This is a genomic window from Thiothrix sp. UBA5583 (assembly GCA_002425225.1).
GTDB classification, from domain to species: domain Bacteria; phylum Pseudomonadota; class Gammaproteobacteria; order Thiotrichales; family Thiotrichaceae; genus Thiothrix; species Thiothrix moscowensis.
In genome coordinates, this window is sequence record DILV01000036.1 from 65,922 (window position 1) to 91,327 (window position 25,406).

The 25,406-nt window shown below is 53.9% G+C and carries 24 protein-coding genes and 2 pseudogenes; 18 read left to right on the plus strand and 8 right to left on the minus strand.

What is annotated here, in order from left to right:
• Positions 1 to 17 precede the first annotated feature (17 nt).
• Genes B2U47_RS15180 through B2U47_RS15190 form a run of 3 tightly spaced genes read right to left on the minus strand, consistent with a single transcriptional unit; the run spans position 18 to position 4,215 of the window.
• Positions 18 to 1,199, minus strand: a complete 1,182-nt coding sequence (locus tag B2U47_RS15180) for an ABC transporter permease (RefSeq protein WP_296679866.1) — start codon at positions 1,197 to 1,199, stop codon at positions 18 to 20.
• Positions 1,192 to 2,424 (minus strand): ABC transporter permease, encoded by a 1,233-nt coding sequence (locus tag B2U47_RS15185; protein ID WP_296679864.1) that lies wholly within the window; start codon positions 2,422 to 2,424, stop codon positions 1,192 to 1,194. The genes B2U47_RS15180 and B2U47_RS15185 overlap by 8 nt, the downstream gene beginning before the upstream one ends.
• Positions 2,425 to 2,439: 15 nt before the next feature.
• The gene (locus B2U47_RS15190; protein WP_349675738.1) at positions 2,440 to 4,215 is read right to left on the minus strand and encodes a peptide-binding protein; all 1,776 of its coding nucleotides are present in this window, start codon (positions 4,213 to 4,215) and stop codon (positions 2,440 to 2,442) included.
• A 190-nt stretch (positions 4,216 to 4,405) separates the two neighbouring features.
• Here B2U47_RS15190 and B2U47_RS15195 point away from each other — a divergent pair, with 190 nt between their 5' ends.
• On the plus strand, positions 4,406 to 5,197 hold the full coding sequence (locus B2U47_RS15195; protein ID WP_296679861.1) for an enoyl-ACP reductase FabI: 792 nt from the start codon (positions 4,406 to 4,408) through the stop codon (positions 5,195 to 5,197).
• A 59-nt stretch (positions 5,198 to 5,256) separates the two neighbouring features.
• On the opposite strand, the gene B2U47_RS15200 is transcribed toward B2U47_RS15195, so the two are convergent.
• Both B2U47_RS15200 and B2U47_RS15205 read right to left on the minus strand, forming a co-directional pair.
• A complete protein-coding gene (locus B2U47_RS15200) occupies positions 5,257 to 6,255 on the minus strand; it encodes a hypothetical protein (RefSeq protein WP_296679860.1) in 999 nt (332 codons plus the stop codon).
• A gap of 41 nt (positions 6,256 to 6,296) precedes the next feature.
• Positions 6,297 to 7,871 (minus strand): hypothetical protein, encoded by a 1,575-nt coding sequence (locus B2U47_RS15205; RefSeq protein WP_296679857.1) that lies wholly within the window; start codon positions 7,869 to 7,871, stop codon positions 6,297 to 6,299.
• Between the two features lie 226 nt (positions 7,872 to 8,097).
• Here B2U47_RS15205 and B2U47_RS15210 point away from each other — a divergent pair, with 226 nt between their 5' ends.
• The 5 genes from B2U47_RS15210 (at position 8,098) to B2U47_RS15230 (ending at position 12,172) form a co-directional block, all read left to right on the plus strand.
• The gene (locus B2U47_RS15210; protein WP_296679855.1) at positions 8,098 to 8,532 is read left to right on the plus strand and encodes a c-type cytochrome; all 435 of its coding nucleotides are present in this window, start codon (positions 8,098 to 8,100) and stop codon (positions 8,530 to 8,532) included.
• 12 nt (positions 8,533 to 8,544) lie between these two features.
• A complete protein-coding gene (locus tag B2U47_RS15215; RefSeq protein ID WP_296679853.1) occupies positions 8,545 to 9,918 on the plus strand; it encodes a cbb3-type cytochrome c oxidase subunit I in 1,374 nt (457 codons plus the stop codon).
• A 56-nt stretch (positions 9,919 to 9,974) separates the two neighbouring features.
• Positions 9,975 to 10,886 (plus strand): 4Fe-4S binding protein, encoded by a 912-nt coding sequence (locus B2U47_RS15220; protein ID WP_296679852.1) that lies wholly within the window; start codon positions 9,975 to 9,977, stop codon positions 10,884 to 10,886.
• A 69-nt stretch (positions 10,887 to 10,955) separates the two neighbouring features.
• Entirely contained in the window at positions 10,956 to 11,390 is a 435-nt protein-coding gene (locus B2U47_RS15225) for a bacteriohemerythrin (protein WP_296679850.1), read from the plus strand.
• A complete protein-coding gene (locus B2U47_RS15230; protein WP_296679847.1) occupies positions 11,390 to 12,172 on the plus strand; it encodes a CbbQ/NirQ/NorQ/GpvN family protein in 783 nt (260 codons plus the stop codon). Before B2U47_RS15225 ends, B2U47_RS15230 begins: the two co-directional genes overlap by 1 nt.
• Here B2U47_RS15230 and B2U47_RS15235 read toward each other — a convergent pair.
• Positions 12,169 to 12,861 carry a Crp/Fnr family transcriptional regulator gene (locus B2U47_RS15235; RefSeq protein WP_296679845.1) on the minus strand — a complete coding sequence of 231 codons (693 nt, stop codon included), beginning with the start codon at positions 12,859 to 12,861 and terminating at the stop codon, positions 12,169 to 12,171. The two genes, B2U47_RS15230 and B2U47_RS15235, sit on opposite strands and share 4 nt — an antisense overlap.
• A 16-nt stretch (positions 12,862 to 12,877) precedes the next feature.
• On the opposite strand from B2U47_RS15235, the gene B2U47_RS15240 reads away from it, so the two are divergent.
• Both B2U47_RS15240 and B2U47_RS15245 read left to right on the plus strand, forming a co-directional pair.
• Positions 12,878 to 14,560 (plus strand): nitric oxide reductase activation protein NorD, encoded by a 1,683-nt coding sequence (locus B2U47_RS15240; RefSeq protein WP_296679843.1) that lies wholly within the window; start codon positions 12,878 to 12,880, stop codon positions 14,558 to 14,560.
• Between the two features lie 47 nt (positions 14,561 to 14,607).
• Positions 14,608 to 15,666 carry a tellurite resistance/C4-dicarboxylate transporter family protein gene (locus B2U47_RS15245; RefSeq protein WP_296679841.1) on the plus strand — a complete coding sequence of 353 codons (1,059 nt, stop codon included), beginning with the start codon at positions 14,608 to 14,610 and terminating at the stop codon, positions 15,664 to 15,666.
• Positions 15,667 to 15,743: 77 nt separating this feature from the next.
• Here B2U47_RS15245 and B2U47_RS15250 read toward each other — a convergent pair whose 3' ends face one another.
• On the minus strand, positions 15,744 to 16,712 hold the full coding sequence (locus tag B2U47_RS15250; protein WP_296679839.1) for a calcium/sodium antiporter: 969 nt from the start codon (positions 16,710 to 16,712) through the stop codon (positions 15,744 to 15,746).
• A gap of 220 nt (positions 16,713 to 16,932) precedes the next feature.
• Here B2U47_RS15250 and B2U47_RS15255 point away from each other — a divergent pair, with 220 nt between their 5' ends.
• Both B2U47_RS15255 and chrA read left to right on the plus strand, forming a co-directional pair.
• On the plus strand, positions 16,933 to 17,871 hold the full coding sequence (locus B2U47_RS15255) for a chromate resistance protein ChrB domain-containing protein (protein ID WP_296679836.1): 939 nt from the start codon (positions 16,933 to 16,935) through the stop codon (positions 17,869 to 17,871).
• On the plus strand, positions 17,868 to 19,214 hold the full coding sequence (chrA, locus tag B2U47_RS15260; RefSeq protein WP_296679834.1) for a chromate efflux transporter: 1,347 nt from the start codon (positions 17,868 to 17,870) through the stop codon (positions 19,212 to 19,214). Before B2U47_RS15255 ends, chrA begins: the two co-directional genes overlap by 4 nt.
• A 69-nt stretch (positions 19,215 to 19,283) precedes the next feature.
• On the opposite strand, the gene B2U47_RS15265 is transcribed toward chrA, so the two are convergent.
• Positions 19,284 to 19,499, minus strand: coding sequence for a hypothetical protein (locus B2U47_RS15265; RefSeq protein WP_296683786.1), 216 nt, complete (start codon positions 19,497 to 19,499; stop codon positions 19,284 to 19,286).
• A 266-nt stretch (positions 19,500 to 19,765) separates the two neighbouring features.
• Between B2U47_RS15265 and istA the strand changes: the two are divergent.
• From istA to B2U47_RS15305, 8 genes and pseudogenes are all read left to right on the plus strand, one after another.
• Positions 19,766 to 21,274, plus strand: a pseudogene (gene istA, locus B2U47_RS15270) (IS21 family transposase).
• Positions 21,264 to 22,001: an IS21-like element helper ATPase IstB gene (istB, locus tag B2U47_RS15275; RefSeq protein WP_296679830.1), complete on the plus strand. Its 738-nt coding sequence runs from the start codon at positions 21,264 to 21,266 to the stop codon at positions 21,999 to 22,001. The pseudogene istA and the gene istB overlap by 11 nt, the downstream one beginning before the upstream one ends.
• A gap of 96 nt (positions 22,002 to 22,097) precedes the next feature.
• On the plus strand, positions 22,098 to 22,235 hold the full coding sequence (locus B2U47_RS15280) for a hypothetical protein (RefSeq protein WP_296679829.1): 138 nt from the start codon (positions 22,098 to 22,100) through the stop codon (positions 22,233 to 22,235).
• A gap of 12 nt (positions 22,236 to 22,247) precedes the next feature.
• Positions 22,248 to 23,210, plus strand: coding sequence for an AAA family ATPase (locus B2U47_RS15285; RefSeq protein ID WP_296679827.1), 963 nt, complete (start codon positions 22,248 to 22,250; stop codon positions 23,208 to 23,210).
• 42 nt (positions 23,211 to 23,252) lie between these two features.
• Positions 23,253 to 23,486: a CopG family ribbon-helix-helix protein gene (locus tag B2U47_RS15290; RefSeq protein WP_296679825.1), complete on the plus strand. Its 234-nt coding sequence runs from the start codon at positions 23,253 to 23,255 to the stop codon at positions 23,484 to 23,486.
• Positions 23,483 to 23,827 carry a type II toxin-antitoxin system PemK/MazF family toxin gene (locus B2U47_RS15295; protein WP_296679823.1) on the plus strand — a complete coding sequence of 115 codons (345 nt, stop codon included), beginning with the start codon at positions 23,483 to 23,485 and terminating at the stop codon, positions 23,825 to 23,827. The genes B2U47_RS15290 and B2U47_RS15295 overlap by 4 nt, the downstream gene beginning before the upstream one ends.
• A gap of 5 nt (positions 23,828 to 23,832) precedes the next feature.
• Positions 23,833 to 25,173 (plus strand): AAA family ATPase, encoded by a 1,341-nt coding sequence (locus tag B2U47_RS15300; RefSeq protein WP_296679821.1) that lies wholly within the window; start codon positions 23,833 to 23,835, stop codon positions 25,171 to 25,173.
• Positions 25,173 to 25,406, plus strand: a pseudogene (locus B2U47_RS15305) (hypothetical protein); the annotation flags it as partial. The gene B2U47_RS15300 and the pseudogene B2U47_RS15305, both read left to right, overlap by 1 nt.

Sequence of the window (25,406 nt, forward strand, 5' to 3'; positions counted from 1 at the left end):
ATCAAGCAAAGGCTGGCTCATGCTGTCACCCCTGCCTTGCGCGACAGTTGCGGGTCAATCGCATCACGGAATGCCTCCCCGATCAGGTTGTAGGCGAACACCGTGAAGAAAATCGCCCCGCCGGGGAAAGCTGCCATCCACCAGTTGAAGGTAGAGGATTTCACCGCCTGATTCAGCATTTGCCCCCAGGAAGGCGCATCCACCAAACCTAGCCCTAGGAAACTGAGAGTTGCTTCTGCCAGAATTGCCGAAGCCACCCCGAAACTGACCCCGACCAGCAACGGCGCGACCCCGTTCGGCAACATGTGGCGGAACAGGATGGAAGACAACGGCAAGCCACTGGCAACCGCTGCCTGTACATATTCCTGTTTGCGCAACTTGAGAAATTCCGCCCGCACATAGCGTGCATAACCTGGCCAACTGGTGATACCGATAATGATCATCATCATGTACAGGCTACGCCCAAAAAATGCCACAAACGTCAGCAATAGGAACAGGGTCGGGATCGACTCGAAAATTTCCACCAGCCGCATTCCCAACATGTCCGCCACCCCGGAAAAATACCCCATCAGCCCCCCCAACACGATGCCAATCACCAGGGCAATCCCCGTGGCGATCAGACCAATGCTCAGGGCAATGCGTGAAGCATGGATCATGCGGCTAAATACATCTGCCCCATTTTCCTCAGTCCCCATCAGATGGATACGGTCAGCGGCTTCCAGTGGCGCTTCCAGCCCGGTTTGACCGAAATCCCGCAAATAATCCTGTGGTGCATACGGGATCGGCGGCATGATGCGCCAGTCCGCCTCGGTATAAGTCGGGGAGCGGAACTGGTCATAAATCATCACGGCAGGCGGTTTAAGTAACAGGTTGACCATTATTGTTACCAACGCCGTACCCAGCACAAACAGCACAACCCGCTTGCCTACACCCAACGGAACCAGAACCAGCATCACCGCCAGCGCAAACATGCCCAATACCACCACATCTTCACGGGTCAAGTAGGCCAGCACCGGAGCAGAAATCACGCCCCCCTTGCTCATCAGCAACGGCATGGAATTGGCAAGAAATGGAGCAAACACCCCCATGCACACCAGCACCGCAATCCATGCAAATGCAAACCTGACCCCCATGCCCTGCCAGGTCTTAAGCCAGATACGACGGGAAAAAGACTCGCGGCTTACCACATGCTTAGTCATACGTCACCCTTGGATCTACCAGCGTGTAACAGAAATCAGCAATCAGATAACCCACCAGCGTCAGAAACCCGCTTACCCAGGTAATCGACAACACCATCTCACGGTCACGCCCTTTGACCGCCTCCACCGCCAGTTGTCCCATCCCGTTGATACTGAAAATGTTTTCCACAATCAGCGAGCCAGCCAGCAAACTGGGCAATAGCCCGGCAGACACGGTAATCAGCGGCAGCAAACTGTTGCGGAATACATGCTTCCACAACACATCTTCCTCTGCCAAACCCTTGGCACGGGCAGTACGGGCATAATCGGCATGGAGGTTTTCCAGTACCGAAGTCCGGGTCAGCTTTGCCAACGCTGCAAACCCGCCATAAGACAGGCAAACGATTGGCAAAAACAGATGCCACAGTCGGTCAAACAGAAAACCGCGCACAAAGCCATCCCCGGCAAACTGCATTCCCAAGGCAATCCCGGTAACACCACCACACAGCAACAAGCTGCCAAGCCACCACACACTGAGTCTTGCCCAACGGACAGCCGTCACTGCCAGCACCATGCCCAGCGACATACAGCCAAAGACTTTCAAGACATCCCACAGCGAATCCCAGTGCGGCAAAAACGGCATGTCCTGCGCTGCGCGGCTGGAAATCCCCGCCGTTGGAAACCACTGCACATACTGCACATTGGCAAAGAATCCCAGCAGCAGCACCCCCACCAACATGGTTGGCGCAGACCACAGCGCCAGCATCGACACACTGGAACCCACATCGAAACGTCCGCCCCGGTCAGTCGCCGCTTTCACCCCCAGTACAATCGCAATCACATAAATCAGCGGCAAGGTAATCACATTCAGCAACAAGGTAATGGGAATGCGTTCCCCGAGGATTTCCCCCACCGGTCGCCCATACATGAAGCTGATTCCCAAATCCATGCCTTTACTGAAAGAAAAGCCTGTATAAGCACCTTCTTCATCCTGGGTGAAACCAACCGGTGAAACATTGTTGAGCCAGCGCAAATACTGGATAGGCGGCGGCTGATCTAGCCCGTAACGCTTGTTGTAATAGTCCAGCAATGCCTGCTTTTCCTGCGGTTTCATGTCCGAGCCTTCCACCAGCGTCTGCGCACTGATCCCTCCAGGCGACATCACCATCACCGAAAACACCACGATGGTAATCCCCAACAAAGTCGGTAGCATCAACAGCAAGCGGCGCAAAAGGTAGGTCAACATGCCCGTAACTCCCGCTTATTGCTGGTATTTTTGCAGGGTGGTTGGCACATAGGTTTCCACTGGCTGGAATCCCCGATTCAAGCCCAGTTTGGTCATTTGCAGGTTATGGATACGCTTGTCGATAAACGCCAGCGTCTGGCGGCGCATCAGGAAAGTATAAGGCTGGTCTTCATACAAGATACGTTCCGCCTGCTGCCACAATGGCATCCGTTTGGTTTCATCCACGGTAGCACGCGCTTGGTCAATCAGCTTGTCCAGTTCAGGGTTCTTGTAGCTAATGGAATTATCACCACCCGTTTTGGCTTGCGAACTGTGGAACATCTGGTAAATGTCGGTCTCGATCCCGCTCGTCCAGCCTATGGTCATGGCATCAAAGTCTTTCTTTTGCATGGCCTCCAGCATGACCGGCCATTCCTGCGGGAAAGGTTCCATTTTGACCCCAGCCTTGGCGTAGAGATCCTTGAGCAACAGCACCATGCGTTTGGAATCCTCGTTGGCCTCAAAATAAGTCAGTTTGAATTCAAACGGCTGCCCGGCATTGTCTTCCAGCACGCCATCACCGTTACGGTCTTCGTAGCCGACTTCCTTCAACAGTGCTTGCGCCTTTTCCAGGTTGTACTGCCAAGGTTGCAGGCTGTTGTCATGCTGTTTACTGGTATTGCTGAACGGGCTGACAGCAGGCTCAGCGTAATTCAGGTGAATGTCCTTGATGATGCGTTGTACATCCGTCAGGTAGGTCATCGCCTGACGCACACGCTTGTCAGCGAAACGGGTCGGCTTGCCCGCACGTTCCTGATTCCAGCCAATGTAGCTGTAGCCTACCACGGGCGGCATGTATTCAAAATTATGGCTTTTGCCCATGATCTGGGCATCTTCTTTCAGTTTGAGGTATTCGGTAGCCCGCGCACCGTAGGCATCAATTTCACCATTGCGGTAGGTGGTCAGCCGTGCGCTGTCATTCTGGATGATTTTCCACAGGATACGGTTGTAGGAAGGCTGTACATCCCCCCAGTAACGCTCGTTGCGCACCAGTTCCACATTACCCTTGTCCGGTGTCCAGCCCTTAGGGTCTGGCATCCGGTAAGGGCCACTGCCCAGCAGCAAACCTTTGGATTCGTTGAACTCCTGCAGTTTCTGCAAATACGCTTCGTAGAAATGTTTGGGTAAAATGCTCAAACTACCTGCCAGTTCCAGTGCCTCGAAATACGGCTCCTTGTAGGTAAATACCACCTCGTATTTACCGTTGGCCTTCACTTCCCTGATTTTCTCCAGATACGCCCGTTCACGTGGAGCCTTAATGGCTTCCGTCATGATGAAGTTGAACGTAAACACCACATCGTCCGCCGTCAGCGGTTTGCCGTCCGAGAAGGTTACGTCATCACGCATCTGGAAGGTAATCACCAGACCATCCTCACTGACCTGCCAGCTTTTGGCAATCAAGCCTTCCCAGCCAAGGGTTGCGGGGTTGCGGGTAATCAGACTTTCAAACACATAACTTTGCACAGTGGAGGAATCCGCATCCATCGAAATCAGTGGTGTAAGCGTTTTCAGGTTGCCACCAAATGCATTCACGCTCCAGTCGCCCTGCGCGTAGCCTTCCTGTTCCGTCATGGCCTGGGCGCGTTGGAAAGCAGCGGCAACGGCTGGTTTGCCGGGTTCCGTACTGCTGGTCTGGGTACGGATAGCCCCGGAGGTGACGGCAGCCCGCAATTCGCGCATGTCCCTGGCCTGTTCCTGCATCGCCGTTTGCATTTCCGCAAGACGCAGCCATTGCCGGTCAATCTGGTACATAACCAAAAGCAGCAGCAGGATTAATACTGTGATGAGGGAATAGAGAACCCAGTCTCTGGCTGTCAGTCGTTTTTGCATGTTGTTCGTGTATACTGGTGAATTTTAGGAAAGCATAGCATTAACACCGTGGCGGGTGCAGCCTGTAGACTTTAACCCCCATCGGTTATTTTGGACAATTCAAGGAGTTCACATGGGTTTTCTCGCTGGCAAACGCGCCCTGATCACGGGCATCGCAAGTGACCGTTCCATCGCTTACGGGATTGCTGAAGCCATGCACCGCGAAGGCGCGGAACTGGCTTTCACCTATCAGAATGACAAACTGAAAACACGGGTAGAAAAAACCGCCAAGGAATTCGGTTCCAGCATTGTCATCCATTGCGACGTAGCGACTGATGCAAGCATCGAAGCTGCCTTCAAGGAACTCGGCACACATTGGGATGGTGTCGATATCGTCATCCACTCCATTGCATTCGCACCAAAAGAGCAACTCTCTGGTAGCATCGTCGACAACACTACCCGTGAAGGCTCACAAATTGCCCATGACATCAGCGCCTACAGCTTTGTAGCAATGGCACGTTACGCCAAGCCCATGATGGCAGGCCGCAACGGCTCCCTGCTGGCGCTGAGCTATCTGGGTGCTGTGTCTGCCATCCCCAACTACAACGTGATGGGCATGGCCAAAGCCAGTCTGGAAGCTGCTGTGCGTTTCATGGCTGCTGATCTCGGCCCGCAAGGCATCCGTGTGAATGCTATTTCCGCAGGCCCGATCCGCACTTTGGCAGCGGCGGGTATCGCTGGTTTCCGCAAAATGCTGGATCATTTCGAGAAATACGCCCCAATGCGCCGCAATGTCACCATCGAAGAAGTGGGCAATGTAGCTGCATTCCTGTCATCCGACCTCGCCTCGGGTGTGACCGGTGAAATCACCTATGTGGATGGCGGCTGGAACATTCTTGGCATGTCTGGCATGAGTGAAGAGTAAGGCTCGGAATTACTCTTCAGCTCCAAACCTTCCCCCGCAAAGGGGGAAGGTGGTTGCTGCTAACGAGCGCGATAGCGTGCTTCAATATCCTGCAATTGCCCCAGCAATTGGGCAGCGCCGTTGGCTTTGCTGCTGCCAACCGCTTTCAGGTAATCCTGCAACACCCGCCCGGTACTTGCATCGCCATACTGACGGAAGTAGTTCGGCTGGTTACGTAACTCCTGTTGCACATAAGTCATCACCTCGCCTGCTTCCTTGATCACGTCAGCGGCGAAACGCCCGTTCGGGTAACGCTTCAGGTATTCGCCTTCGGTCATCATGGAACGTGCCAATACACAGGTGATGTCGCCTTCACACTCACCACCTTGCGGGGCACTGGAAGCAAAACGGGCAATTTCATCGCCCAACGGGGTATTGGGAACCTGATCAGCCAGTTTCCAGTACACTACTGAAGGAACCAGCCAGCGCCCGGAAATTTCGTCATGGAAAATCTCTGCCTTGCGCAGATCCAGCCAGCGGCTGAACGGCGCTTTCTTTTCATTCTCGAAGTTGATCAGGTCAAGCGAACGCTGCAACACAATCAGGCGGTTGAATTCCAGCTCAATCCCTGGCCCTTTGGTTTTGACCTTGGGCAGGATGCTGGAAACGAAACCATAGGTATCTGCGTAGTCCGCAAATTGCAGGTTTTTATTGGTAGAACGTTCTTTCGCCAGTTTTACCCAAATGGCTTCCTGCTTGTCAGGGGTAAAATCCCGCAGCAAACCACCGAATACCCAGCCACTGGTACTTTCGGCTGTCACAAAATACCAGTAGCCACGCATCATGCCGACCGGCTCCTCATTCTGGGTACGGCGGGTTGCCCGCACCACAATCCCCAGCTTGAGGCGATTGACCAGCGGGGCATTGGTTGCCGGGGCAACATGCATTTTAACCGCAGATGCTGTGACGATTTTCAGGCTATCCATCGCCACTTCGGGGCCTGCTGCCTGCACCACGCCTGCACAGCATAGCCACAAGCCCATCAAGACAACCCACCAAAGCCTGTAAAAGGATTTCATTGCAAACTCCTGGACACTCAAACAATCCTGCTGATTCTAGCTTAGAACTGCATTAATGCCCGGTATTTTGGTGCTTGCGCCGACGGCTGGTTGATATGTTCCTTGATACCCCAGAAGCCGAAATGTCCGTTGATGCGTGGAGCAGAGAATGCCATGAACAAACTGCCCCCTACCTTGCGGAACCCCTGCAACAGGCGGATATAAGCCTGTTCCATGCGTGGATCGCGGTTGGCTGCCAGCAACAAGGGGTTGGGTGGCTGCTTGAGAGATTTGGTTCCATAATGCACCAGATGTTGCCCGCCTTCATAGGCCACCAGCTTGACGTTGTAAGGCTTCATCAGTTCCACGTGCTTGTCGAGTGCCTGCAAAACCTTGTCAATCGAATAATGCGGGTCACTTTCCATCATGCTGAATACATCATCCACACCTTGCGCCTGCTCCAGCGTGCGTTGGTCGGCATAGAAGTAAGGAGCAAGCGCAAACACATCGGTATGCTGGTATACGTCAGCAGCCTTGAGGATGACGGGCGTAACCGCCGGATTGCCTGCCCAACCACTCAAGACCCGTACCAGCCGCCCCTTGCCACCAAACGCCTGTTCCCAAATCTGGAAAATCTCGCGACTGCGTTTGGCGTAATATTTCAGCCCCGCGTACAGCGTCTGGCTATCCAGCTTTTCGCGCAAACCCATTTGCTGCACGTATTGTGCTTGGGAAAATACGCTGTTCCATACCTCGTTGCTGTATTCCACATAGGCTTTCAGGCTAGGGCGCAAGTTGGCCTGCACGTATTGCGCGTACTGGCGCACATAATCATCATCTGCCTGATGCGGCAGGTTGAACCAGGCATTGGCATTGAGGGTATTTGCCAACATCACCATGATTTCCAGCGGAACACCACGTGAGCCTTCGCGCCCACCCCAGGTGGCTTCCTGCATGTTGGGGCGTTGCGCCCAGGATTCTTCCGGGTTGCGGGTAATGCCACTCATGCCCATGAAACGGATGGTGCGAAACGTCCGCATGAACTGGAGGAAATCCGGGTTGAACACGATCTCCTGCGCATGATCCTCAAATGCCAGAAATGAGCCACCGCAGGCATTGGCACTTTCTACCCGCTCAAACGGATTGCCCCGGCAAATCCCGCCCGGCAAGGTAATACGGATATTGCGCACCGGATCAGCCGGGTCGGATTGCTGAATCACCAATCCGGCGGAAATTTCCTTGTTGCGGTCAGGCACGAACGTAATCACATCACGTCCCGGTTCACTGGCAACCAGTTGGGCACTTTCCACATACGCCAGTTTGCCCTTGCCATCGTAACGCACGGTGTAATTGCCGCGCGGCAGGGTATCGAACGGCAACCAGCGGGCAAAATACGTCCCCGCCTGCCCACCATTAAGGTGACTGACCCAACCTTGCGCATCGTAGGTGACATTGCCCTTGCTCAGCGGACTTTCGCGGAACGGTTCGGAAGTACGGAACAGATCGGCAAACGGCACACTGGCATCGAAGTGCGTGGCCTCATTGGTGTTGATGCCGACAAACTCGCTGACCGCATGGGCGTAACTTCCCAGCAAAAGCAGCACCGGCACACATACCCGCCGAAGCAGTCTGGTCATCTTGGTCATCCGTTCATCCTTAATAGCTAAATGCAGAATATAGCCGACAACGTGGGGTTACGCCCAGATGCACGCTTTACACCAGACCAGTCGCCACTTTCGCCGTCACCATCATGCGGTTCATATGTTTCAGTCGCATTTTTGTACTTGACCTGAATCAAGGTTGACACGCACGGGGTTTCGTTACCCTCCTTCCGTAACACTTTTTTACGGAGGGACTCACACCATGCAAGAAGTTTTCACCAAAAGCATGGCGAGAAATATTTATTACGGCGGCTCGGCGTTTTTCCTACTGCTCTTTCTTGCCCTGACATTCGACACGCATCAGGCTTGGCCTGCGCGTGACAACCATCAAAACCTTACCGAACAGGTTGCCGCAGGCAAACGCTTGTGGGAACGCAATAACTGCATCGGCTGCCATACCTTGCTGGGTGAAGGTGCGTATTTCGCCCCCGAACTGGGCAATGTCTACAAGCGTTTCGGCGAAAACAAGGAGGCGATCAAAGCCTTTATTCGTAGCCGCCCGGTGGAAGGCATCCCCGGTCGTCGCAGTATGCCGCAATTCAATTTTACCGACGCAGAACTGGACGAGATTGTTGAATTCCTGAAATACACCAGTGAAATCAATACCGAAAACTGGCCACCAAACATTCAGGGTTAAGGAGGACGTATCATGCAATATCAATCTCAGTCGGTCGCGAAGCTGTACTTTATGGCTGCCATCGGGCTGTTCTTGGCACAAGTGCTGTTTGGTCTCATCATGGGCTTGCAGTATGTCATGGGCGATTTTCTGTTCCCGGAAATTCCCTTTAACGTAGCGCGGATGGTGCACACCAACTCGCTGATCGTGTGGTTGTTGATGGGTTTCATGGGCGCGGCTTACTACCTCGTGCCGGAAGAATCACAGCGTGAACTGTATTCCCCGAAACTCGCCGTGCTGATGTTTTGGGTATTTCTGGTGGCAGCGGCGTTAACCGTGATTGGCTACCTGTCCGTGCCTTATGCAACCTTGGCGCAAATAACCGGCAATGATTTGCTGCCGACGATGGGGCGCGAATTCCTCGAACAACCGACCATTACCAAAATCGGCATTGTCGTGGTCGCTTTGGCGTTCCTCTACAACATTGGAATGACCGTGCTGACTGGGCGCAAAACGGTGGTGACTATCGTCTTGCTGACGGGTTTGGTGGGTTTGGCAGTGTTCTTCCTGTTCTCGTTCTACAACCCCGATAATCTGGTGAAGGATAAATATTACTGGTGGTTTGTGGTGCATCTGTGGGTAGAAGGTGTGTGGGAACTGATTTTAGCCTCCATTCTGGCGTTCGTGCTGATCAAAGTCACCGGTGTTGACCGCGAAGTGATTGAAAAATGGTTGTATGTGATCATTGCGATGGCGTTGATTACCGGCATTATCGGTACAGGGCATCACTTTTACTGGATTGGTGCGCCGGGGTACTGGCAGTGGTGGGGGTCGATTTTCTCGGCACTTGAACCGATTCCATTTTTCATTATGACGCTGTTTGCCTTTAATGTGATCAATAAACGCAAGCGCGAACACCCTAACAAAGCCGCCGTGTTGTGGGCAATGGGTACGGCAGTATTGGCGTTTTTGGGTGCGGGCGTTTGGGGTTTCCTGCACACACTTGCTCCCGTCAACTATTACACCCACGGTTCGCAAATTACCGCCGCCCACGGTCACATGGCTTTCTTCGGGGCGTATGTGATGGTGGTATTGACCATTATCTCGTTTGCATGGCCGCTCATGCATGGGCAACAAGCCAAAAGCAATGCCAAGCAGGTGTTAGAAATGTGGTCGTTCTGGCTAATGTCGGTGTCCATGGTGTTCATCACCTTGTTCCTGACGGGCGCGGGCATTCTGCAAGTTTACCTGCAACGTTACAGCGATGTGCCGCAAGCCTTTATGGTGGTGCAGGAAAAAATCAGCCTGTTCTATTGGATGCGCGAAGTGTCTGGGCTGGTGTTCTTGGTCGGGGTCATTCTGTTTATCCTGAGTTTCCTGCCGGAGCGTAAGGTTCAAGCAGCGTAACACCCCCCCCTAACCTCCCCTTGTCAGGGGAGGGACAGGAATAGCGAATACTCAATATGCAACATTACCGTTTGTTAGCCCGCGTGGCTTTTTTTGCTTTGTTTGTACTTGCCCCGCCGCTGGATGTGTTCCGGTTTGATCTGACCGTCAATCACCTGTTCTTGCTGGGTGAACCGTGGCGGCTGGGTTTTACGGCGCAAAGTGACGGCATCGACATGGTGGGCAGTATTTTCTTGCGCATATTCCTGCCGATTTTTCTGGTCGTCGGCGTGGGTGGCTGGATTTCATGGAAATACGGGCGTTTGTATTGCGGTTGGCTATGCCCGCATTTTGCGATGGTGGAATTGCTCAACGGTTTAATGCGCCGTGCTTCTGGCAAACCCAGCTTGTGGGAGAAGCAGGCATTGCCGCAACAGCAAGCGGATGGTACACACCGCCCGCGTAACCCGTGGTATTGGCCTGTAACATTGGGGGCTGCTGTTGTCATTGCCTTGGTGTGGGCAGTAGTGCTATTGACGTATTTATTGCCACCCGCAGACATTTACACGAACTTGCTAACACTGTCGCTGACCCGCAACCAAGCCTTGTTTATTGGGGTTGGCACAGTCTTGCTCACCCTTGAATTTACCTTGGCGCGGCATTTGTTTTGCCGTTTCGGTTGCGCCCTTGGGGTTGCACAAAGTTTTATCTGGATGGCAAACCGCAAAGCCTTGGTGGTCGGGTTCGATAGCCCCCGTGCCAAGTTGTGTAGCGATTGCGATGCGTCTTGCGAACATGCCTGCCCCATGCGCCTGAAACCACGTACCATCAAGCGCAATATGTTCACTTGCACCCAATGCCATAGCTGCATTGATGCGTGTGACAAGGTGCAGGCACACGCCAGTGGCGTTACATTGCTGCAATGGGTGGATGGCGAACGTGCCAAAGCGGTGGCAAAAGGTGCGGGTGTGAGCAAGTTCCCTACTTGACCTGAATCAATGCCCCCTACGCCCCCATGCCCTAACCTTGCGCCATGCTTGACTTCAAAGGGTATGACAATGGCTTACACAGAACTTTATGCTGCGGATTGGAATGCCTTGCCGAACGTGGCAATGCCGTTTATGAACGCAGTGCATAGCGATGAATTGGCACTGGTGTCACGCTTGCTGACAGACCTCGGCAATGCTGCTGACCCTGCCAACATCGACGCGCAAATCGCGGCATGGGTGGAACACACCAAGGCGCATTTTGCCCGCGAAGAACGCTTGATGCACGAATATGATTTCTTCGCCACACCCTGCCATCAGGGCGAACACGAGACGGCGTTGCTGCAATTGTTGGGCGTGCAACAGCAATGGTTACGCGAGCGTGATACCGCGCTGTTGCAGGACTACATCCACCATTGGCGCGAATGGCTGCAACAGCATATCAGCACGATGGATTTTGTGACGGCGCAATTCTTCAGCCAATTTAATGTGCAGGTGGAATTGTAATGGCAGTCGCCATCCCCCACTACCAAGCGCAAGCCCAAGAAGTGACGTTGTTTGAACACGCCTTCCGCCGCCAATTGCCCGTTTTGCTGAAAGGCCCCACGGGTTGCGGCAAAACCCGCTTTGTCGAACACATGGCAGCCAAACTCGGCAGGCCGCTGTACACGGTTGCCTGTCACGACGATTTAAGCGCGGCGGATTTGGTCGGGCGGCATCTGATTGGCGATGGCGAAACCTACTGGAACGACGGGCCCTTAACCCGTGCCGTGCGGGAAGGCGCAATCTGCTATCTGGACGAAGTGGTAGAAGCCCGCAAAGATACCACCGTGATCTTGCACCCGCTTTCCGACAACCGCCGCATCCTCCCCATCGAACGCACGGGCGAAACCTTGCACGCTCCGCCCGAATTCATGCTGGTAGTGTCCTATAACCCCGGCTACCAGAATTTGCTCAAGGGCATGAAACCCTCCACCCGTCAGCGGTTTGTGGCGTTGCGTTTCGACTACCCCAAACCCGACGTTGAAACCCGCATCGTGGCGCAAGAAACGGGGGTAGACACCAAACTTGCCGTGCAATTAGTCAAGCTGGCAAATGCCTTGCGCGTGCTGAAAGAACACGATCTGGAAGAATCCGCCTCCACCCGTTTGCTGGTTTATACCGCTACCCTGATGCAAGACGGTTTCGAGCCACTCGCCGCCTGCCGCGCCGCACTGGTCGAGCCGCTGAGCGATGACCCCGAAACGGTGGAAGCCTTGATGGAAGTGGTACAGGCGTTTTTTGCCTAAAGCTCCACACGCACCAACGCTTCCAACGCCGCCACGTCCAGCAAGGTAATGTGCTGATCATTCACCGCAATCAGTTCTTGGCTGACGAGTCGTTTGAGGATGCGCGAAAATGTTTCCGGCTTGATCGACAGGCGCGAAGCCACCACATGTTTGGGCACATCCAGCACAATGCGGTCACAAGCAGGGTCATTGCAGCGCATTTCCAGCAACCAAATTACGAGGCGGAAAGTAGCATTATGCAGCGTCAAACGGTCAACTTCGTTCAGCAACCAGTGCATCCGGCGGCTCATCAACCCCATCATGCCAAAACACAGGTCGATGGAAGAACGCAGTATCTGTTCGTATTGCGCCGCATGGATGCCAACAACAATGGCGGGTTTGAGTGCCACCGCGTGTACCGGATACTGCCGCCCGCCCATGAACAACACCGCTTCGGCGAAACTGCTACTGGGCGCAATAATGTCCACCACTTTCTCATCGCCATTCGGGGTAAGGCGAAACAACTTCATAAAGCCCTTGATGTTGATGAACACCTCGTTCAGCGGGTCGCCTTGCCGAAACAGGAATTCGCCTTCGTTCAAGGTATACAAATGCGCCGTATCCACCAAGGCATTGAACTGATCGGGTTCAAGGGCGCGAAACAGCGGCGAGCGGTGCAAAACAGTCAGGGTGTAATTATCAAATTTCATACAGTGAAGACTAACAATGGAAGAATGGGTTGGTAAAGTTTGGCATCAGTGGGTAACGCGCAGTGTAACCCATGATTACCCACAAGCACGGGTTGATTTGGACGACATGCGCAAAACCCTTGGCATTGTGTTACGTGCTTTGGGTGGCGATGCGGGTTTGCAAATCCGCCCAAGCACCGCTGTCGAAAGCCATGCACCGCGTACCCTGATGCAACGCATTGCCGGAACAGGGCTAAAAACACAAGCCGCATGGCGCGATGCCGACAGCCTGAATTTACCCGACAGCATTGCGCTGTTCCCGCAGCGTGAACTCAACCGCGAACTGTATTTGTGGCTAACGGTGTTAGGGAGCGAAGCAGGGTGTATGCAATACGCCTCTACAAAATCCCGTTACCAACGCCTCCTCACTGCATGGCAAATCCTCCACCCTGAAGCCACCGAACTCCCCTTGCAACTGACTCCTGCGCCCAACAGCCCAGCAGCAAGCACCCCCGTTTCCTTGGCAGAACCCGCGCCGCCCGAACCCAATCCCAACAGCCAAGCCCCCGCCGCCAGTTGCAAACGCCAACGTGCCGAACGTACCGATATGCCCGATGGCAGCAGTGGCTTATTACTATTCCGCCTCGAAAGCCTATTTTCATGGACAGAATACACCCCCGTTGACCGCACCAGTGACGAAGGCGACAACGACGATGCCACTCGTGCTGCCGACGATATGGATGTCATTACCGTAGCGCGTGATCGTAAAACCAGTGCCCGTAAAATCAAACTGGATCTGGATTTGCCCAACGCCGAATACGACGACATTCCGCAAGGCGAAGGCATTCCGCTTCCCGAATGGGATTGCCGCAAGCAACGCCTGCTCCCCGACCATTGCCGCCTGCAAATCATGCTGCCGCGTGGGGCGCAAGACCTCGCACTGCCCGCCCATTTGCAAGCCCCCGCCCGCCAACTACGCCGCCGTTTTGAAGCCCTGCAACCGCGCCGTGAATGGCGTAACCACCAGCAAGACGGTGCAGAACTCGACACCGACAGTTACATCCTCCACCTCACCGAACGCCAGCGCGGGCAAGTCGATATGCCGATGGTCTACCGCGATTGCCGCGAACAAGGGCGCGATTTGTCGTGTCTGTTACTGGCGGATTTTTCGATGTCCACCGACAGTTGGGTTAGCAATCAGGCGCGGGTGGTGGACGTAGTGCGTGACGCGCTGATCCTGTTTGCGGAAAGCCTGCAAGCGACCCGTGACCGTTTCGCTCTGTACGGTTTTTCGTCGGTTAATCGCCAGAATGTACGCCTTTACCACCTGAAAAGTTTCAACGAACGCTACGACGGGCAAGTACACGGGCGCATTATGGCTACCCAACCGGGCTATTACACCCGCATGGGGGCTGCGATCCGCCACGCTACGCACTTGCTGGAAGCCGAGCCGTCGCAGCAAAAACTGCTGTTGCTGCTGACCGATGGTAAGCCAAATGACCTCGACATTTACGAAGGGCGTTACGGGTTGGAAGACACGCGCATGGCGTTACAGGAAGCGCGGCGCAAGGGCTTGAAACCGTTTTGCGTCACCATTGATGACAGGGCGGAAGATTACTTGCCGCGTTTGTTTGGGCAAAACGGCTGGGTGCTGGTGAAGAAAGCGGAAGAGCTGCCGCAGAAATTGCCGCAGTTGTATGCGTTGCTGACGGAGCGGTGAGTTATCATCGGATTCCAACAGATCACAGTTTGGGAATACAGTCCACATTGAATACAACCAATTCAGAAAATAACAATACCCTGCGCTGGCTGGAAGGCTTGCCGCCCGGCTATTTTGCGGTGGCAATGGCAAGCGGCATTTTGAGCATTGCCTTCGACATGATCGGGCAGACGCTGCTGGCGGAGGGGCTATTCGTGGCTGCATTGCTCGCATGGGTCACGATGCTGGGCTTGAGTGCATGGCGTTTGTGGCGTTTCCCACAAGCGGTGAAAATCGACTTGTTGAATATCCGGCGAGTCTTTGCGTTTTTTACGTTGGTGGTGTCGACCAATGTGGTGGGCATTTTGCTGCATCAACACGGCTACCCACAGTTGGCGTTGGCGTGTTGGGTATTCGCGTTTGTGGTGTGGTCGTTACTGTTGTACCTGAGCTTTAGCGTGCTGACATTTTTGACGCATCCGCATACCGTGAATGTGGTGCATGGCGATTGGTTGACTTCAATTATTGCCACGCAATCGCTGGTTTTGCAGGGGGTGATGATTGCGCCAGATTTGGGCATTTACACCGATTATATGCTGGTGGAAGTGCATTTGCTGTGGCTGCTGGGGTTGGTGTTGTACGGGATTTTCGTCACCTTATTTTGCTACCGAATTTTCTTTCAGCGGTTTCAGCCGGAAGATACCTCGCCGTTGTTGTGGGTCATTATGGGGGCAGCAGCATCCGGTGTGAATGCCGGAACGGTGTTGTTGCAAACCTCGACGCCCTTGAGTTTTTTACAAGCCCTGCACCCGTTTATTGACGGTGTGGCGATGCTGTTGTGGTCATGGGCAACTTGGTGGATTCCGATGCTGGTGATCTTCGGGGTGTGGAAACACGGGGTGAGACGTTACCCGCTGCGCTACGAGCCTGCGATGTGGAGCATGGTGTTTCCGCTGGGAATGTACGCAGTTGCCAGTTTCCGGCTGGGTTTGGCGGCGGAATTTCCACCGTTGCAGTGGATTTCACTACTGATCGTGTGGGTCGGCTTTGCTGTGTGGTGCTTGGTGTTGTTAGGGTTATGTTATCGTGTTTACATCAACGTTATTAGTGAGAAAACGCCGCCATGATCAAACTGGAGATTACCTCAGCCAGTTTGACGTACAGGTCGAGCTGTCATGACGATCGGTTGCTGACAGGAAGTGGATTATCCAACCACCTCAAAAAACAACCAGCCCGTATACCCCATGTACACACTCAAGAGCAGAATGCCTTCCCAGTGGGTCAAATGCCCCGGCTTTTTGAAGCCATAGGCCATAATGAACAAGCCTGCGGTGACTGCCAGCATCACCGGGAAATCACGGGTCAGCACCTCATCCGCAACTGCAATGGGTGCAATTGCACCGGCAATTCCCACCACTGCCAAGGTATTGAACAGGTTGGAACCGACAATATTGCCCAGTGCCAAATCTGACTCACCTTTGCGGGCAGCCGCAATGGAGGAAGCTAGTTCCGGCAGTGAGGTACCGAGTGCGACAATCGTCAGACCAATAATCAAATCACTAACCCCCAAGGCATGGGCGACTTCAACAGCACCCCATACCAGCACCCGTGAGCTAATAATCAACAGTAATAGACCGATAGCCAACCATGCCAATGCTGTTTTCAAGGTCATCGGGTGACTCGTCAACTCCTCTTCCACCTCGGCTGACAAGGCATCCTGCCGCCCGCGCATCGCCGTATAAATAGACCACCCCATAATCCCGCAAAAAACCACCAGCAGGATCACGGCATCCCCACGGCTGATCTCCTTATCCCACAGCAGTAAGCCTGACAGTAACGTAACCGCCAGCAAAATCGGCATTTCTTTGCGGACAATATCGGAATGCACCGCGATCACTGCAATCACGGCGGTTATCCCCAGGATCAAGGCAATATTCAGTGTATTTGAACCATAAGCATTGCCTAACGCCAACGCTGGGTTGCCCTCCCACGCGGCAAAGGCGGATACCGTCATTTCCGGGGCAGAAGTACCAAACCCGACAACCACCATCCCAATCAGTAAGGATGGCATCCCCAAATGTTTTGCCGTGGCGGCAGCACCTTCGACAAATCTGTCGGCACTCCACACCAACACAGCAAGACCCACCACAATAGCAGCTAGCGACAACAACATACTGTTTCCTTTGTATTCGATCAGATAGGAAGGCTATGGCATTTAACGAGGGTCTACCAGAATCCCCTACCGATAACTAGGGAACGAGCACGAGACAATATCCCCAAGCCTGTATAGCCACGAACTCAGCATGTTTTTTACTCACAAGGAAAGCTCACAATGAGAGTCATAATTTAAGTTATGGTTGTAACTTTATTGTAGAGCTTGTTACTATAAATAAATGGATTGGTTATTACTCATTATTTCCCTGCCCACCGAAAACGCCACGGCACGAATGCGCATCTGGCGGGCATTAAAAACCCTTGGTTGTGCCAGCCTGCGGGATGGCGTGTGGCTGTTGCCCTCACGCCCTGATACCCATGCACGGTTTGACGGCATTGCCGAAGACACCCACAAATCGGGCGGCGAGGCGTGGGTGCTGGCACTGCAAGCCGATGCGCAACAAGCCGACAGTTTCCCCGCATTGTTTGATCGCAGTGCCGAATACAGCGCGTGGCTGGATGACCTGGCGCAATTTGACCCGCTGGCAACCGATCTTGCTGCTACCCGCAAACAACTAAAAAACCTCAGTAAACGGCTCGCTGCCATTACCGACACCGATTATTTCCCACATCCGTTGCAAGTCACCGCATACGAACGTTTGCATACCACAGAAGCAGCATTGCGCGGGCGGCTGACATGCGCCGAACCCGCGTTTCAGCAAGGCGAACCGGAGCGGCTTACCCTTACCGATTTCCAAGGCAAAACATGGGCAACCCGCCGCGATTTGTGGGTAGATCGCCTCGCTTCGGCATGGCTGATCCAGCGTTTCATTGACCCGCAAGCGCAATTCCTGTGGTTGGAAAATACCGCCGTTTGCCCCGCTGACGCGCTCGGTTTCGATTTTGACGGGGCGCGTTTTAGCCACATTGGGCGCTACGTGACGTTTGAAACCTTGCTGCACAGTTTCGGACTGGCTCAGAATATTGGGCTGCAACGCTTGGCGCATCTGGTACATACGCTGGATGTGGGCGGCAATGCGCCGGAAGCCGCCGGGTTCGCGGTGCTGCTGAAAGGTTTGAAACACCGCTCCCCGAATGATGATGTGCTGCTGGCGGAAGGCGGGCAGCTACTCGACGATTATTATTGCGCTTTTTCTTTACAGGAGGATTCCCTTTGAGCGACACACCACAGGCTGCGCCACAAGCCCCGACACTGGGGCAGGCATTTTTTTACTGGCTAAAACTCGGTTTCATCAGCTTTGGTGGCCCGATGGGGCAGATTGCGCTGATGCACACCGATTTGGTGGAAAAGAAACGCTGGATTTCGGAACACCGTTTTTTACACGCGCTGAATTTCTGCATGATCTTGCCGGGGCCGGAAGCGATCCAATTGGCGATTTACATTAGCTGGTTGATGCATGGTGTGACGGGCGCAATTATGGCAGGGATCTTGTTCTTTATGCCTGCGTTTTTGCTGCTGTCAGTGTTGGCTGGGGTGTATCTGGCGTGGGGCGATGTACCGCTGGTGCAAGGTTTATTCTATGGCATAAAACCCGCCGTGGTGGCGATTGTGCTGTTTGCCGCATGGCGAATTGGCTCGAAGGCGTTGAAAAACAGTGTGCTGTGGGCAATCGCCGCTGCCGCTTTCGTCGCCATCTTTGTGTTTGATGTCGGTTTCCCGTGGATTGTGGCAGTGGCAGCCCTGCTCGGTGTCATCGGCGGTAAAGTCATGCCCGACAAGTTCAAAGGCGGCGGCGGGCATGGTGCGTCCGACAAGCAATACGGCGCGGCGGTGATTGATGACCACACTCCAACCCCAGCACACGCCCGCTTTTCATGGGGAAAACTGGGGGTGACGATTGCGGTGTTCGTTGCCATTTGGGGGCTAACCATGCTGGCTATCGGTGGGCAGCAGACCCTGCATGACATGGGCAGTTTCTTCACCAAAGCAGCCTTCCTGACCATTGGCGGGGCGTATGCGGTGTTGCCCTATGTGTATCAGGGCGGGGTGGAACAGTACGGCTGGTTGACCGGGGCGCAAATGATGGATGGCCTAGCATTGGGTGAAACGACTCCAGGGCCGTTGATCATGGTCGTCACCTGGGTAGGCTATCTGGGTGGTGTCACCAAGGAGGTGTTTGCCAACCCGATTGCCGCCGGTTTTGCCGGGGCTGCGGTAGCAACCTTTTTTACCTTTTTGCCATCCTTCCTGTTTATTCTATCGGCGGGGCCAATCGTAGAAAGTTCACGCAATGACCTCAAATTTACCGCGCCGTTGACAGGCGTTACCGCTGCGGTGGTGGGCGTAATCATGAATCTGGCAGTGTTTTTCGCGTGGCATACCTTTTTCCCCAAAGCCACATCAGCAACCCCGTTTATTGCACCGTTTGAATGGTTCGCCGTAGTGGTCGCAATCGGTGCATTTGTCGCGCTGTGGAAATACAAGGTGGATGTGATGAAAGTGATCGGCGTGTGCGCCGTGTTGGGTTTGGGTTATACACTGGGTATGGGAGCAATGTGAGTATGGAACGTGCTGTAATGGCGCAGTGACTCGTTGCTATTGTGATTTCGCAATCTTGCCACGTTTGGATTACGCAATCACATTTTGTCGAATAATTTCTGCCATACCTTCAGGTTGTGGCGGCAAGTTTCCTAAAATCGCCGCTACAAATTCCCCTTTATCCGCCACCAGTGCGGTATTAAACCGCTTTTCAAACGCAATCGTGGAAGACGGTTTGCCTGAAATACCCGCCCCGCACACACTACCCGCTTGCGCTCCGGGGAAGATTTCCACATGCCCCGGCAAGGTCAGCAGCTTGTTGAAACGTATGCCCGCTCAACAAAAACCACGGTTCAGCACTGCGGCAGTTATCGGCAACTAACAAACAAATGCTGTCGGCGGTATGCCCCGGCGTATACAGCACTTGTGCCGTGACATTGCCAATGGTCAACACCTGCCCGTCGTTGTAAATCAGCGTGTAAAACTGACCAAGGAACCGGAGGAATCAGCGTCCAAATTTGACCACCCCCGGTATGTGCCATCATCCAGCATTTGGTCTGGAGCAACTTGGAGTGTTATGCATGGAAACCATCGGCAAAGTCCGCCGCCGCAAACTGGTCAAGCAGGAAAGCATCAGTGGGATAGCCCGCGATTTGAAGCTGTCGCGGAATACCGTCAGGAAATACCTCAAGGCAGAAACTGAACCGGCCTACCGGCGCAGCGTACAGCCTTGCCCGCGTCTGGGGGATTTCGAGTCCACCCTCACCACCTGGCTGGAACAGGAGAGTGCCCTGCCCAAACGGCAAAGGCGCAGCGCCCAGCGCCTGTACGAAGGTTTGCAACGGGAAGGGTACCTGGGTGCGTATGACAGCGTGCAACGTTTTGTGAAACGCTGGAAAGGGTCACGCCCCAATGCCGCAGTGGGGACGGCATTTGTGCCACTGCTGTTTGCCCCCGGCGATGCCTGCCAGTTCGACTGGAGCCATGAGCTGGTGGTATTGGGTGGTGTCACACAAACCCTCAAACTGGCGCACTTCCGTCTGGCCCACAGCCGCTAGATGTTCCTGGTGGCGTACCCACGTGAATCACAGGAGATGGTGTTGGATGCCCATGTGCGGGCATTCGCCTTTTTGGGTGGCGTACCGCAACGGATGGTCTACGACAACCCCCGGACGATTGTGGATTGCATCTACAGCGGCAAGGAACGGCAGTTCAACCGGCGTTTTCTGGCCCTGGCCAACCACTACCTGTTCGAGCCAGTGGCCTGCACCCCGGCATCTGGCTGGGAAAAGGGGCAGGTGGAGAACCAGGTTGGCAATGTGCGGGAATGGTTGTTTACACCGACACCGAAGTTTGCTGACTTGGCAGCGCTGAATACGTGGTTGGAAGCCCGTTGCCGGGAGCTGGCACAACGCCCACACCCGCAGATGAAGGAACACACCGTGGCGGAGGTGTTTGCCCAGGAACAAGCCCACTTGCGCCCGGCCAGTGCCTGCTTCGATGGCTATGTTGAGCAGCCGGTACGGGTTTCCTCCACCTGCCTGGCGGCTTATGACCGTATCCGCTACAGCGTGCCAGCGGCATATGCGGGGCAACGGGCCAGCCTGCGTGCCTACGCCGATGCCATCGTGGTGGTGGCGGATGGGGTGGAAGTGGCACGCCACGTCCGCAGTTTTGCCCGTGACACCTTGGTGCTTGACCCTTGGCATTATGTGCCGGTGCTGGAGCGCAAGCCGGGTGCACTGCGCAATGGCGCACCCTTTGTGCAATGGCAACTGCCCACCCCGATTGCCAGCGTGCGTGACCGCCTGCTCAAACAGCCCAAGGGGGATCGTGCCTTCGTGGAGGTATTGCAGGCCATGCGTGGGCATGGGGCTGAGGTGGTGGAAGTCGCCTGCGCCCTGGCACTGGAGGCTGGCACGTGTTCCGCAGCGGTCATCCTTAACCATGTCCACCGTCTGGCTTCACCACCCCGCCCGCCTGAACCTGCCCACGTACCGGAAGCCTTGCGCCTGACACTCGAACCCCAGGCCGATTGCAGCCGTTATGACCGTCTGCGGGAGGTGGCCCATGTTGCCTGAATTGACCGCCCAACTGAAAACCCTGCACCTGTATGGCATGGCGGCAGCACTGGGCGAACTCGGTGCCGAACGTACCCGCCAGCCGACAACCCCCGAAGCCTGGCTGCGACGCCTGATTGACGCCGAAACCATTGACCGCCAAACCCGCAGCCTGCGCTACCAGCTCAACGTGGCCAAATTCCCCATCCACCGGGATTTGGCGGGCTTCGACTGGTCTGAATCACGGGTAGCCAAGGCACAAATGGAACAGCTTGCCACCGCCCAATTCATGGCGGATGCACACAACCTGATTTTTGTCGGTGGCACGGGCACCGGCAAGACCCACCTTGCCACCGCCTTGGGTGTGGCTGCCATCCATCAGGGCAAACGGGTACGGTTCCACAATGCCGTCGATCTGGTCAACCGCCTGGAACAGGAAAAACGCGCGGGCAAGGCAGGCGCACTGGCCCGCCAACTCGTCCAGCTTGATGCCCTCATCCTCGATGAGTTGGGCTACTTGCCCTTCCCGGAAGCCGGTGGCGCATTGCTGTTCCACCTGGTCAGCCAACTCTATGAGCGCACTTCGCTGGTCATTACCACCAACCTGTCATTCGCGGAGTGGAGCCAAGTGTTTGGCGATGCCAAAATGACCTCAGCCTTGCTCGACCGTATCACCCACCATTGTGACATCATCGAAACCGGCAACGATTCGTTCCGCTTCAAACAGCGCAAGAAAGCCATCGGATAGGCATAAAGTGCTGGTCAATATTGCACGCTGAACGGTGGTCAATATTGCACGCTGATTGACACATGGACTTGCTGGCACAATGGGCGCAAGGCTTGGATGCAACCTTCTAGCTGGTCGGGGTGGCAATGCTGCTCTCCGGCGCGTGGGTTGCGCTACACCCTGCTGTTCGGGCAGGCGCATCTGGGTGATTGTGGCAATGCTGCTCTCCGGCGCGTGGGTTGCGCTGGCATTTAACAAGGAGTAACCGTGCAAACCCAACCCGAATTCCTGCAACTGCGCTCCCATCTCGAACAGGTGATTGTCGGGCAAGCCGCCCTGCTCGACCGCCTGATGATTGCCTTGCTGACGGGCGGACATATCCTGCTGGAAAGCCTGCCCGGTCTGGCGAAAACCACCGCCGTCACCACGCTTGCCAGCGGTGTTCACGCCAGCTTCCAACGCATCCAGTTCACGCCGGATTTGATGCCGGGGGATTTGACCGGGACGGATATTTTCGAGCCGCAACACGGCACGTTCCGCTTTGTCGCAGGGCCCTTATTCCACGAAATCGTGCTGGCGGATGAGATCAACCGCGCTCCGCCCAAAGTGCAATCCGCCCTGCTCGAAGCCATGCAGGAACACCAGATTACCGTCGGCGGGGTGACTCGCCCCTTGCCCGAACTCTTCATCGTGATGGCGACGCAGAACCCGCTGGAACAAAGCGGCACTTACCCCTTGCCCGAAGCGCAACTCGATCGCTTTTTGCTGCATGTGGTACTGCAATACCCCACGGCTGATGACGAATTGCTGATTTTGCAACGCGACCGGGCGCGGCATTACGGCGCGGATAAACCGATGCTGCATTCGCCCTTGCACCCGCAACAAGTGTTGCAAGCACGGCGTGAAGTCGCCGAGGTTCACGTTGCGACGGAATTGGAGCGGTACATTGTGGCGCTGGTCGGGGCTACCCGCAATTTGGGGCAATTTGATGCGGCATGGGCAGATTATTTGCAGGTAGGCGCGTCGCCGCGTGCGTCGATTGCGCTGCTGCGAGCCAGCAGTGCCTTGGCGTACCTGCGCGGGCGTGAATACGTCGTGCCGGACGACATTATCGACATTGCACCGGATGTATTGCGCCATCGCTTGGTGCTGGGGTATGCGGCACGGGCAGCAGGCGTGGATGCGAATGCGGTGGTGCGCAAGGTGTTGGCGGGCGTGGCGATTCCGTGAACCCATGCTAATATAGCTATAATTACCCACATGGAAACCACTATGCGAACCTTGCAAATGACCCTCGATGACGATTTGGTGACAGAACTGGATCAGGTTGTACAGGAAAGCCACACCAACCGTTCTGCATTCACCCGTGAAGCCTTGCGCATGGCAATCGCGCTCTACCATCAACGCAAACTGGTGGAAAAACACCGTGCTGGCTACTTGCGCCATCCTGTTGCCCCGGACGAATTTTCAGTGTGGGAGGAAGAACAGGCGTGGGGTGAGGAATGAAGCGTGGCGAAATTCGTTGGTACACCTTCAAGGAGCCGGATAAACGCCGCCCGGTAATGATTTTGCTGCGCTCTGACATTATCCCGTATTTGGGTGAAGTGACCATCGCCCCGATTACCACCACCATCCGCGACATTCCCAGCGAAGTGGCATTGGGCGTAGAAGACGGTATGCCGCGTGAATGTGCCATCAATTTCGACCACATCCAGACAGTGCAAAAGGGTAAGTTGGGGGCTTTGATTACCACGCTATCAGCGCACAAACTGCTGGAAGTCGATCAGGCTGTCAGCTTTGCATTGAGCCTGTCAAAACTTCAAAGCCTTGGAATTAATAAGGAGTAAACTTTATGGCAATGATACAAGGCATCCGCATCAAAAATTTTAAGGGATTAAAAGATGTCACTCTTGGCAAACTATGGAATGCTCAGGATGCTGATCCCCTTACGCCGATGACAGTTGTAATTGGTAAAAATGGTACTGGAAAAAGCTCACTATTTGACGCTTTCGGTTTTCTGGCTGACTGTTTGAGAATGGGAGTTGAAGAAGCTTGTGACATGCGAGGTAGAGGAGGATATGAGAAGATCCACTCTCAAGGAAAGGGAGGTGGTATTAGTTTCGAGATTTATTATAAGCAAGACGGTAAGGCACGCCCAATAACATTTGAGATAGAGATTGATCTTGATAATGATAGTAGACCCTATGTTAAAAGAGAACGATTACGACAGAGAAGACGTGGTCAGGATTATGGAAGGCCGTTTTCATTCTTGATTCTTAATGAGGGAAAAGGCATTGTTTGGAAAGGAGAGGCAGAAGGCCGCCAGGTTGATGAGGCGACTGAAGATGCGAAATTGAGAGATTTGCTGGAGTTTTTGGGATTAGATAAATCTGGAGAGCCTATTAGACAAGAAGAAAGCTCAGAAACGGAGGTTGTTGAATTAACGGATAAAAGACGCCTAGGACTTGCAACCCTTGCATCGTTAAGGCAACATCCACGTATTTCTGCTTTCCGAGACTTTGTTGAAGGTTGGTATTTGAGCTATTTTACACCGGATGCCGCTCGTTCAATTGCTAGGAGTGGCCCTCAACGCCATTTGAATATTCACGGTGACAACCTGAGTAATGTCGTTCAATTCATGGAGCGTGATCATCCAAAACGCTTCCAAATAGTATTGAATCAGATTGCTGAAAAAATTCCTGGAATTGGCAAAATAAGCACTCATCGTGATGAAATATCCAAAAATCTCTATTTACTCTTTGAGAACAAAGGCTTTTCTAAGCCATTTTCACAAATGCAGATGTCAGATGGAACATTAAAGGTTTTTGCATATTTATTGTTATTAGAAGATCCATCTCCCCCTCCTTTTTTATGTATTGAGGAGCCGGAAAATGGCTTATATCATAAGCTACTGGAAACATTGGCCAATGAGTTTCGTAAACATGCAACTGGACGCAAAGGTGGTTCACAAGTGTTTATTACTACTCACCAACCATACTTTGTAGATGCATTAAGTCCAGAAGAAGTCTGGATTTTAGAAAAAGGGATGGATGGCTTTTCAGTTATACGTCGTGCTAGTGATGACTCTTTAGTTAAAAGCATGGTTCAAGAAGGTTTGCCTTTAGGTGGCTTGTGGTATAGCGACTATTTGGATTCAAAAAAATTACCGGGAAATAAAACGGAGACTGATTGATGCATTTTGAAATTCTTGTCGAAGATCAGTCTGGTAAAAAGATGCTGGAAATTCTTGTGCCGACACTTATTTCTAATAAACATACGTATAAAATAGTGTCATACAAAGGTATTGGAAAAATTCCTGTCAACATGCGTGACACCAAAACAGCCAGTAACCGCATTTTGCTGGAGAACCTGCCGAAACTGCTGAAAGGTTACGGCAAAACGTTGGCTCTTTGGGATTTCCCGTGG

What these genes read in the sequence shown, in the direction of transcription:
- B2U47_RS15195 (WP_296679861.1), top strand. Translation starts at nt 4,406, where the DNA reads ATGGGTTTTCTCGCTGGCAAACGCGCCCTGATCACGGGCATCGCAAGT.
- B2U47_RS15235 (WP_296679845.1), bottom strand. Translation starts at nt 12,861, where the DNA reads ATGAAATTTGATAATTACACCCTGACTGTTTTGCACCGCTCGCCGCTG.
- B2U47_RS15300 (WP_296679821.1), top strand. Translation starts at nt 23,833, where the DNA reads ATGGCAATGATACAAGGCATCCGCATCAAAAATTTTAAGGGATTAAAA.
- B2U47_RS15250 (WP_296679839.1), bottom strand. Translation starts at nt 16,712, where the DNA reads ATGTTGTTGTCGCTAGCTGCTATTGTGGTGGGTCTTGCTGTGTTGGTG.
- B2U47_RS15180 (WP_296679866.1), bottom strand. Translation starts at nt 1,199, where the DNA reads ATGACTAAGCATGTGGTAAGCCGCGAGTCTTTTTCCCGTCGTATCTGG.
- istB (WP_296679830.1), top strand. Translation starts at nt 21,264, where the DNA reads ATGTTGCCTGAATTGACCGCCCAACTGAAAACCCTGCACCTGTATGGC.
- B2U47_RS15240 (WP_296679843.1), top strand. Translation starts at nt 12,878, where the DNA reads ATGGAAGAATGGGTTGGTAAAGTTTGGCATCAGTGGGTAACGCGCAGT.
- B2U47_RS15255 (WP_296679836.1), top strand. Translation starts at nt 16,933, where the DNA reads ATGGATTGGTTATTACTCATTATTTCCCTGCCCACCGAAAACGCCACG.
- B2U47_RS15230 (WP_296679847.1), top strand. Translation starts at nt 11,390, where the DNA reads ATGGCAGTCGCCATCCCCCACTACCAAGCGCAAGCCCAAGAAGTGACG.
- B2U47_RS15295 (WP_296679823.1), top strand. Translation starts at nt 23,483, where the DNA reads ATGAAGCGTGGCGAAATTCGTTGGTACACCTTCAAGGAGCCGGATAAA.
- B2U47_RS15185 (WP_296679864.1), bottom strand. Translation starts at nt 2,424, where the DNA reads ATGTTGACCTACCTTTTGCGCCGCTTGCTGTTGATGCTACCGACTTTG.
- B2U47_RS15220 (WP_296679852.1), top strand. Translation starts at nt 9,975, where the DNA reads ATGCAACATTACCGTTTGTTAGCCCGCGTGGCTTTTTTTGCTTTGTTT.
- B2U47_RS15200 (WP_296679860.1), bottom strand. Translation starts at nt 6,255, where the DNA reads ATGAAATCCTTTTACAGGCTTTGGTGGGTTGTCTTGATGGGCTTGTGG.
- B2U47_RS15215 (WP_296679853.1), top strand. Translation starts at nt 8,545, where the DNA reads ATGCAATATCAATCTCAGTCGGTCGCGAAGCTGTACTTTATGGCTGCC.
- B2U47_RS15210 (WP_296679855.1), top strand. Translation starts at nt 8,098, where the DNA reads ATGCAAGAAGTTTTCACCAAAAGCATGGCGAGAAATATTTATTACGGC.
- B2U47_RS15225 (WP_296679850.1), top strand. Translation starts at nt 10,956, where the DNA reads ATGGCTTACACAGAACTTTATGCTGCGGATTGGAATGCCTTGCCGAAC.
- B2U47_RS15205 (WP_296679857.1), bottom strand. Translation starts at nt 7,871, where the DNA reads ATGACCAGACTGCTTCGGCGGGTATGTGTGCCGGTGCTGCTTTTGCTG.
- B2U47_RS15280 (WP_296679829.1), top strand. Translation starts at nt 22,098, where the DNA reads ATGCAACCTTCTAGCTGGTCGGGGTGGCAATGCTGCTCTCCGGCGCGT.
- B2U47_RS15190 (WP_349675738.1), bottom strand. Translation starts at nt 4,215, where the DNA reads ATGTACCAGATTGACCGGCAATGGCTGCGTCTTGCGGAAATGCAAACG.
- B2U47_RS15290 (WP_296679825.1), top strand. Translation starts at nt 23,253, where the DNA reads ATGCGAACCTTGCAAATGACCCTCGATGACGATTTGGTGACAGAACTG.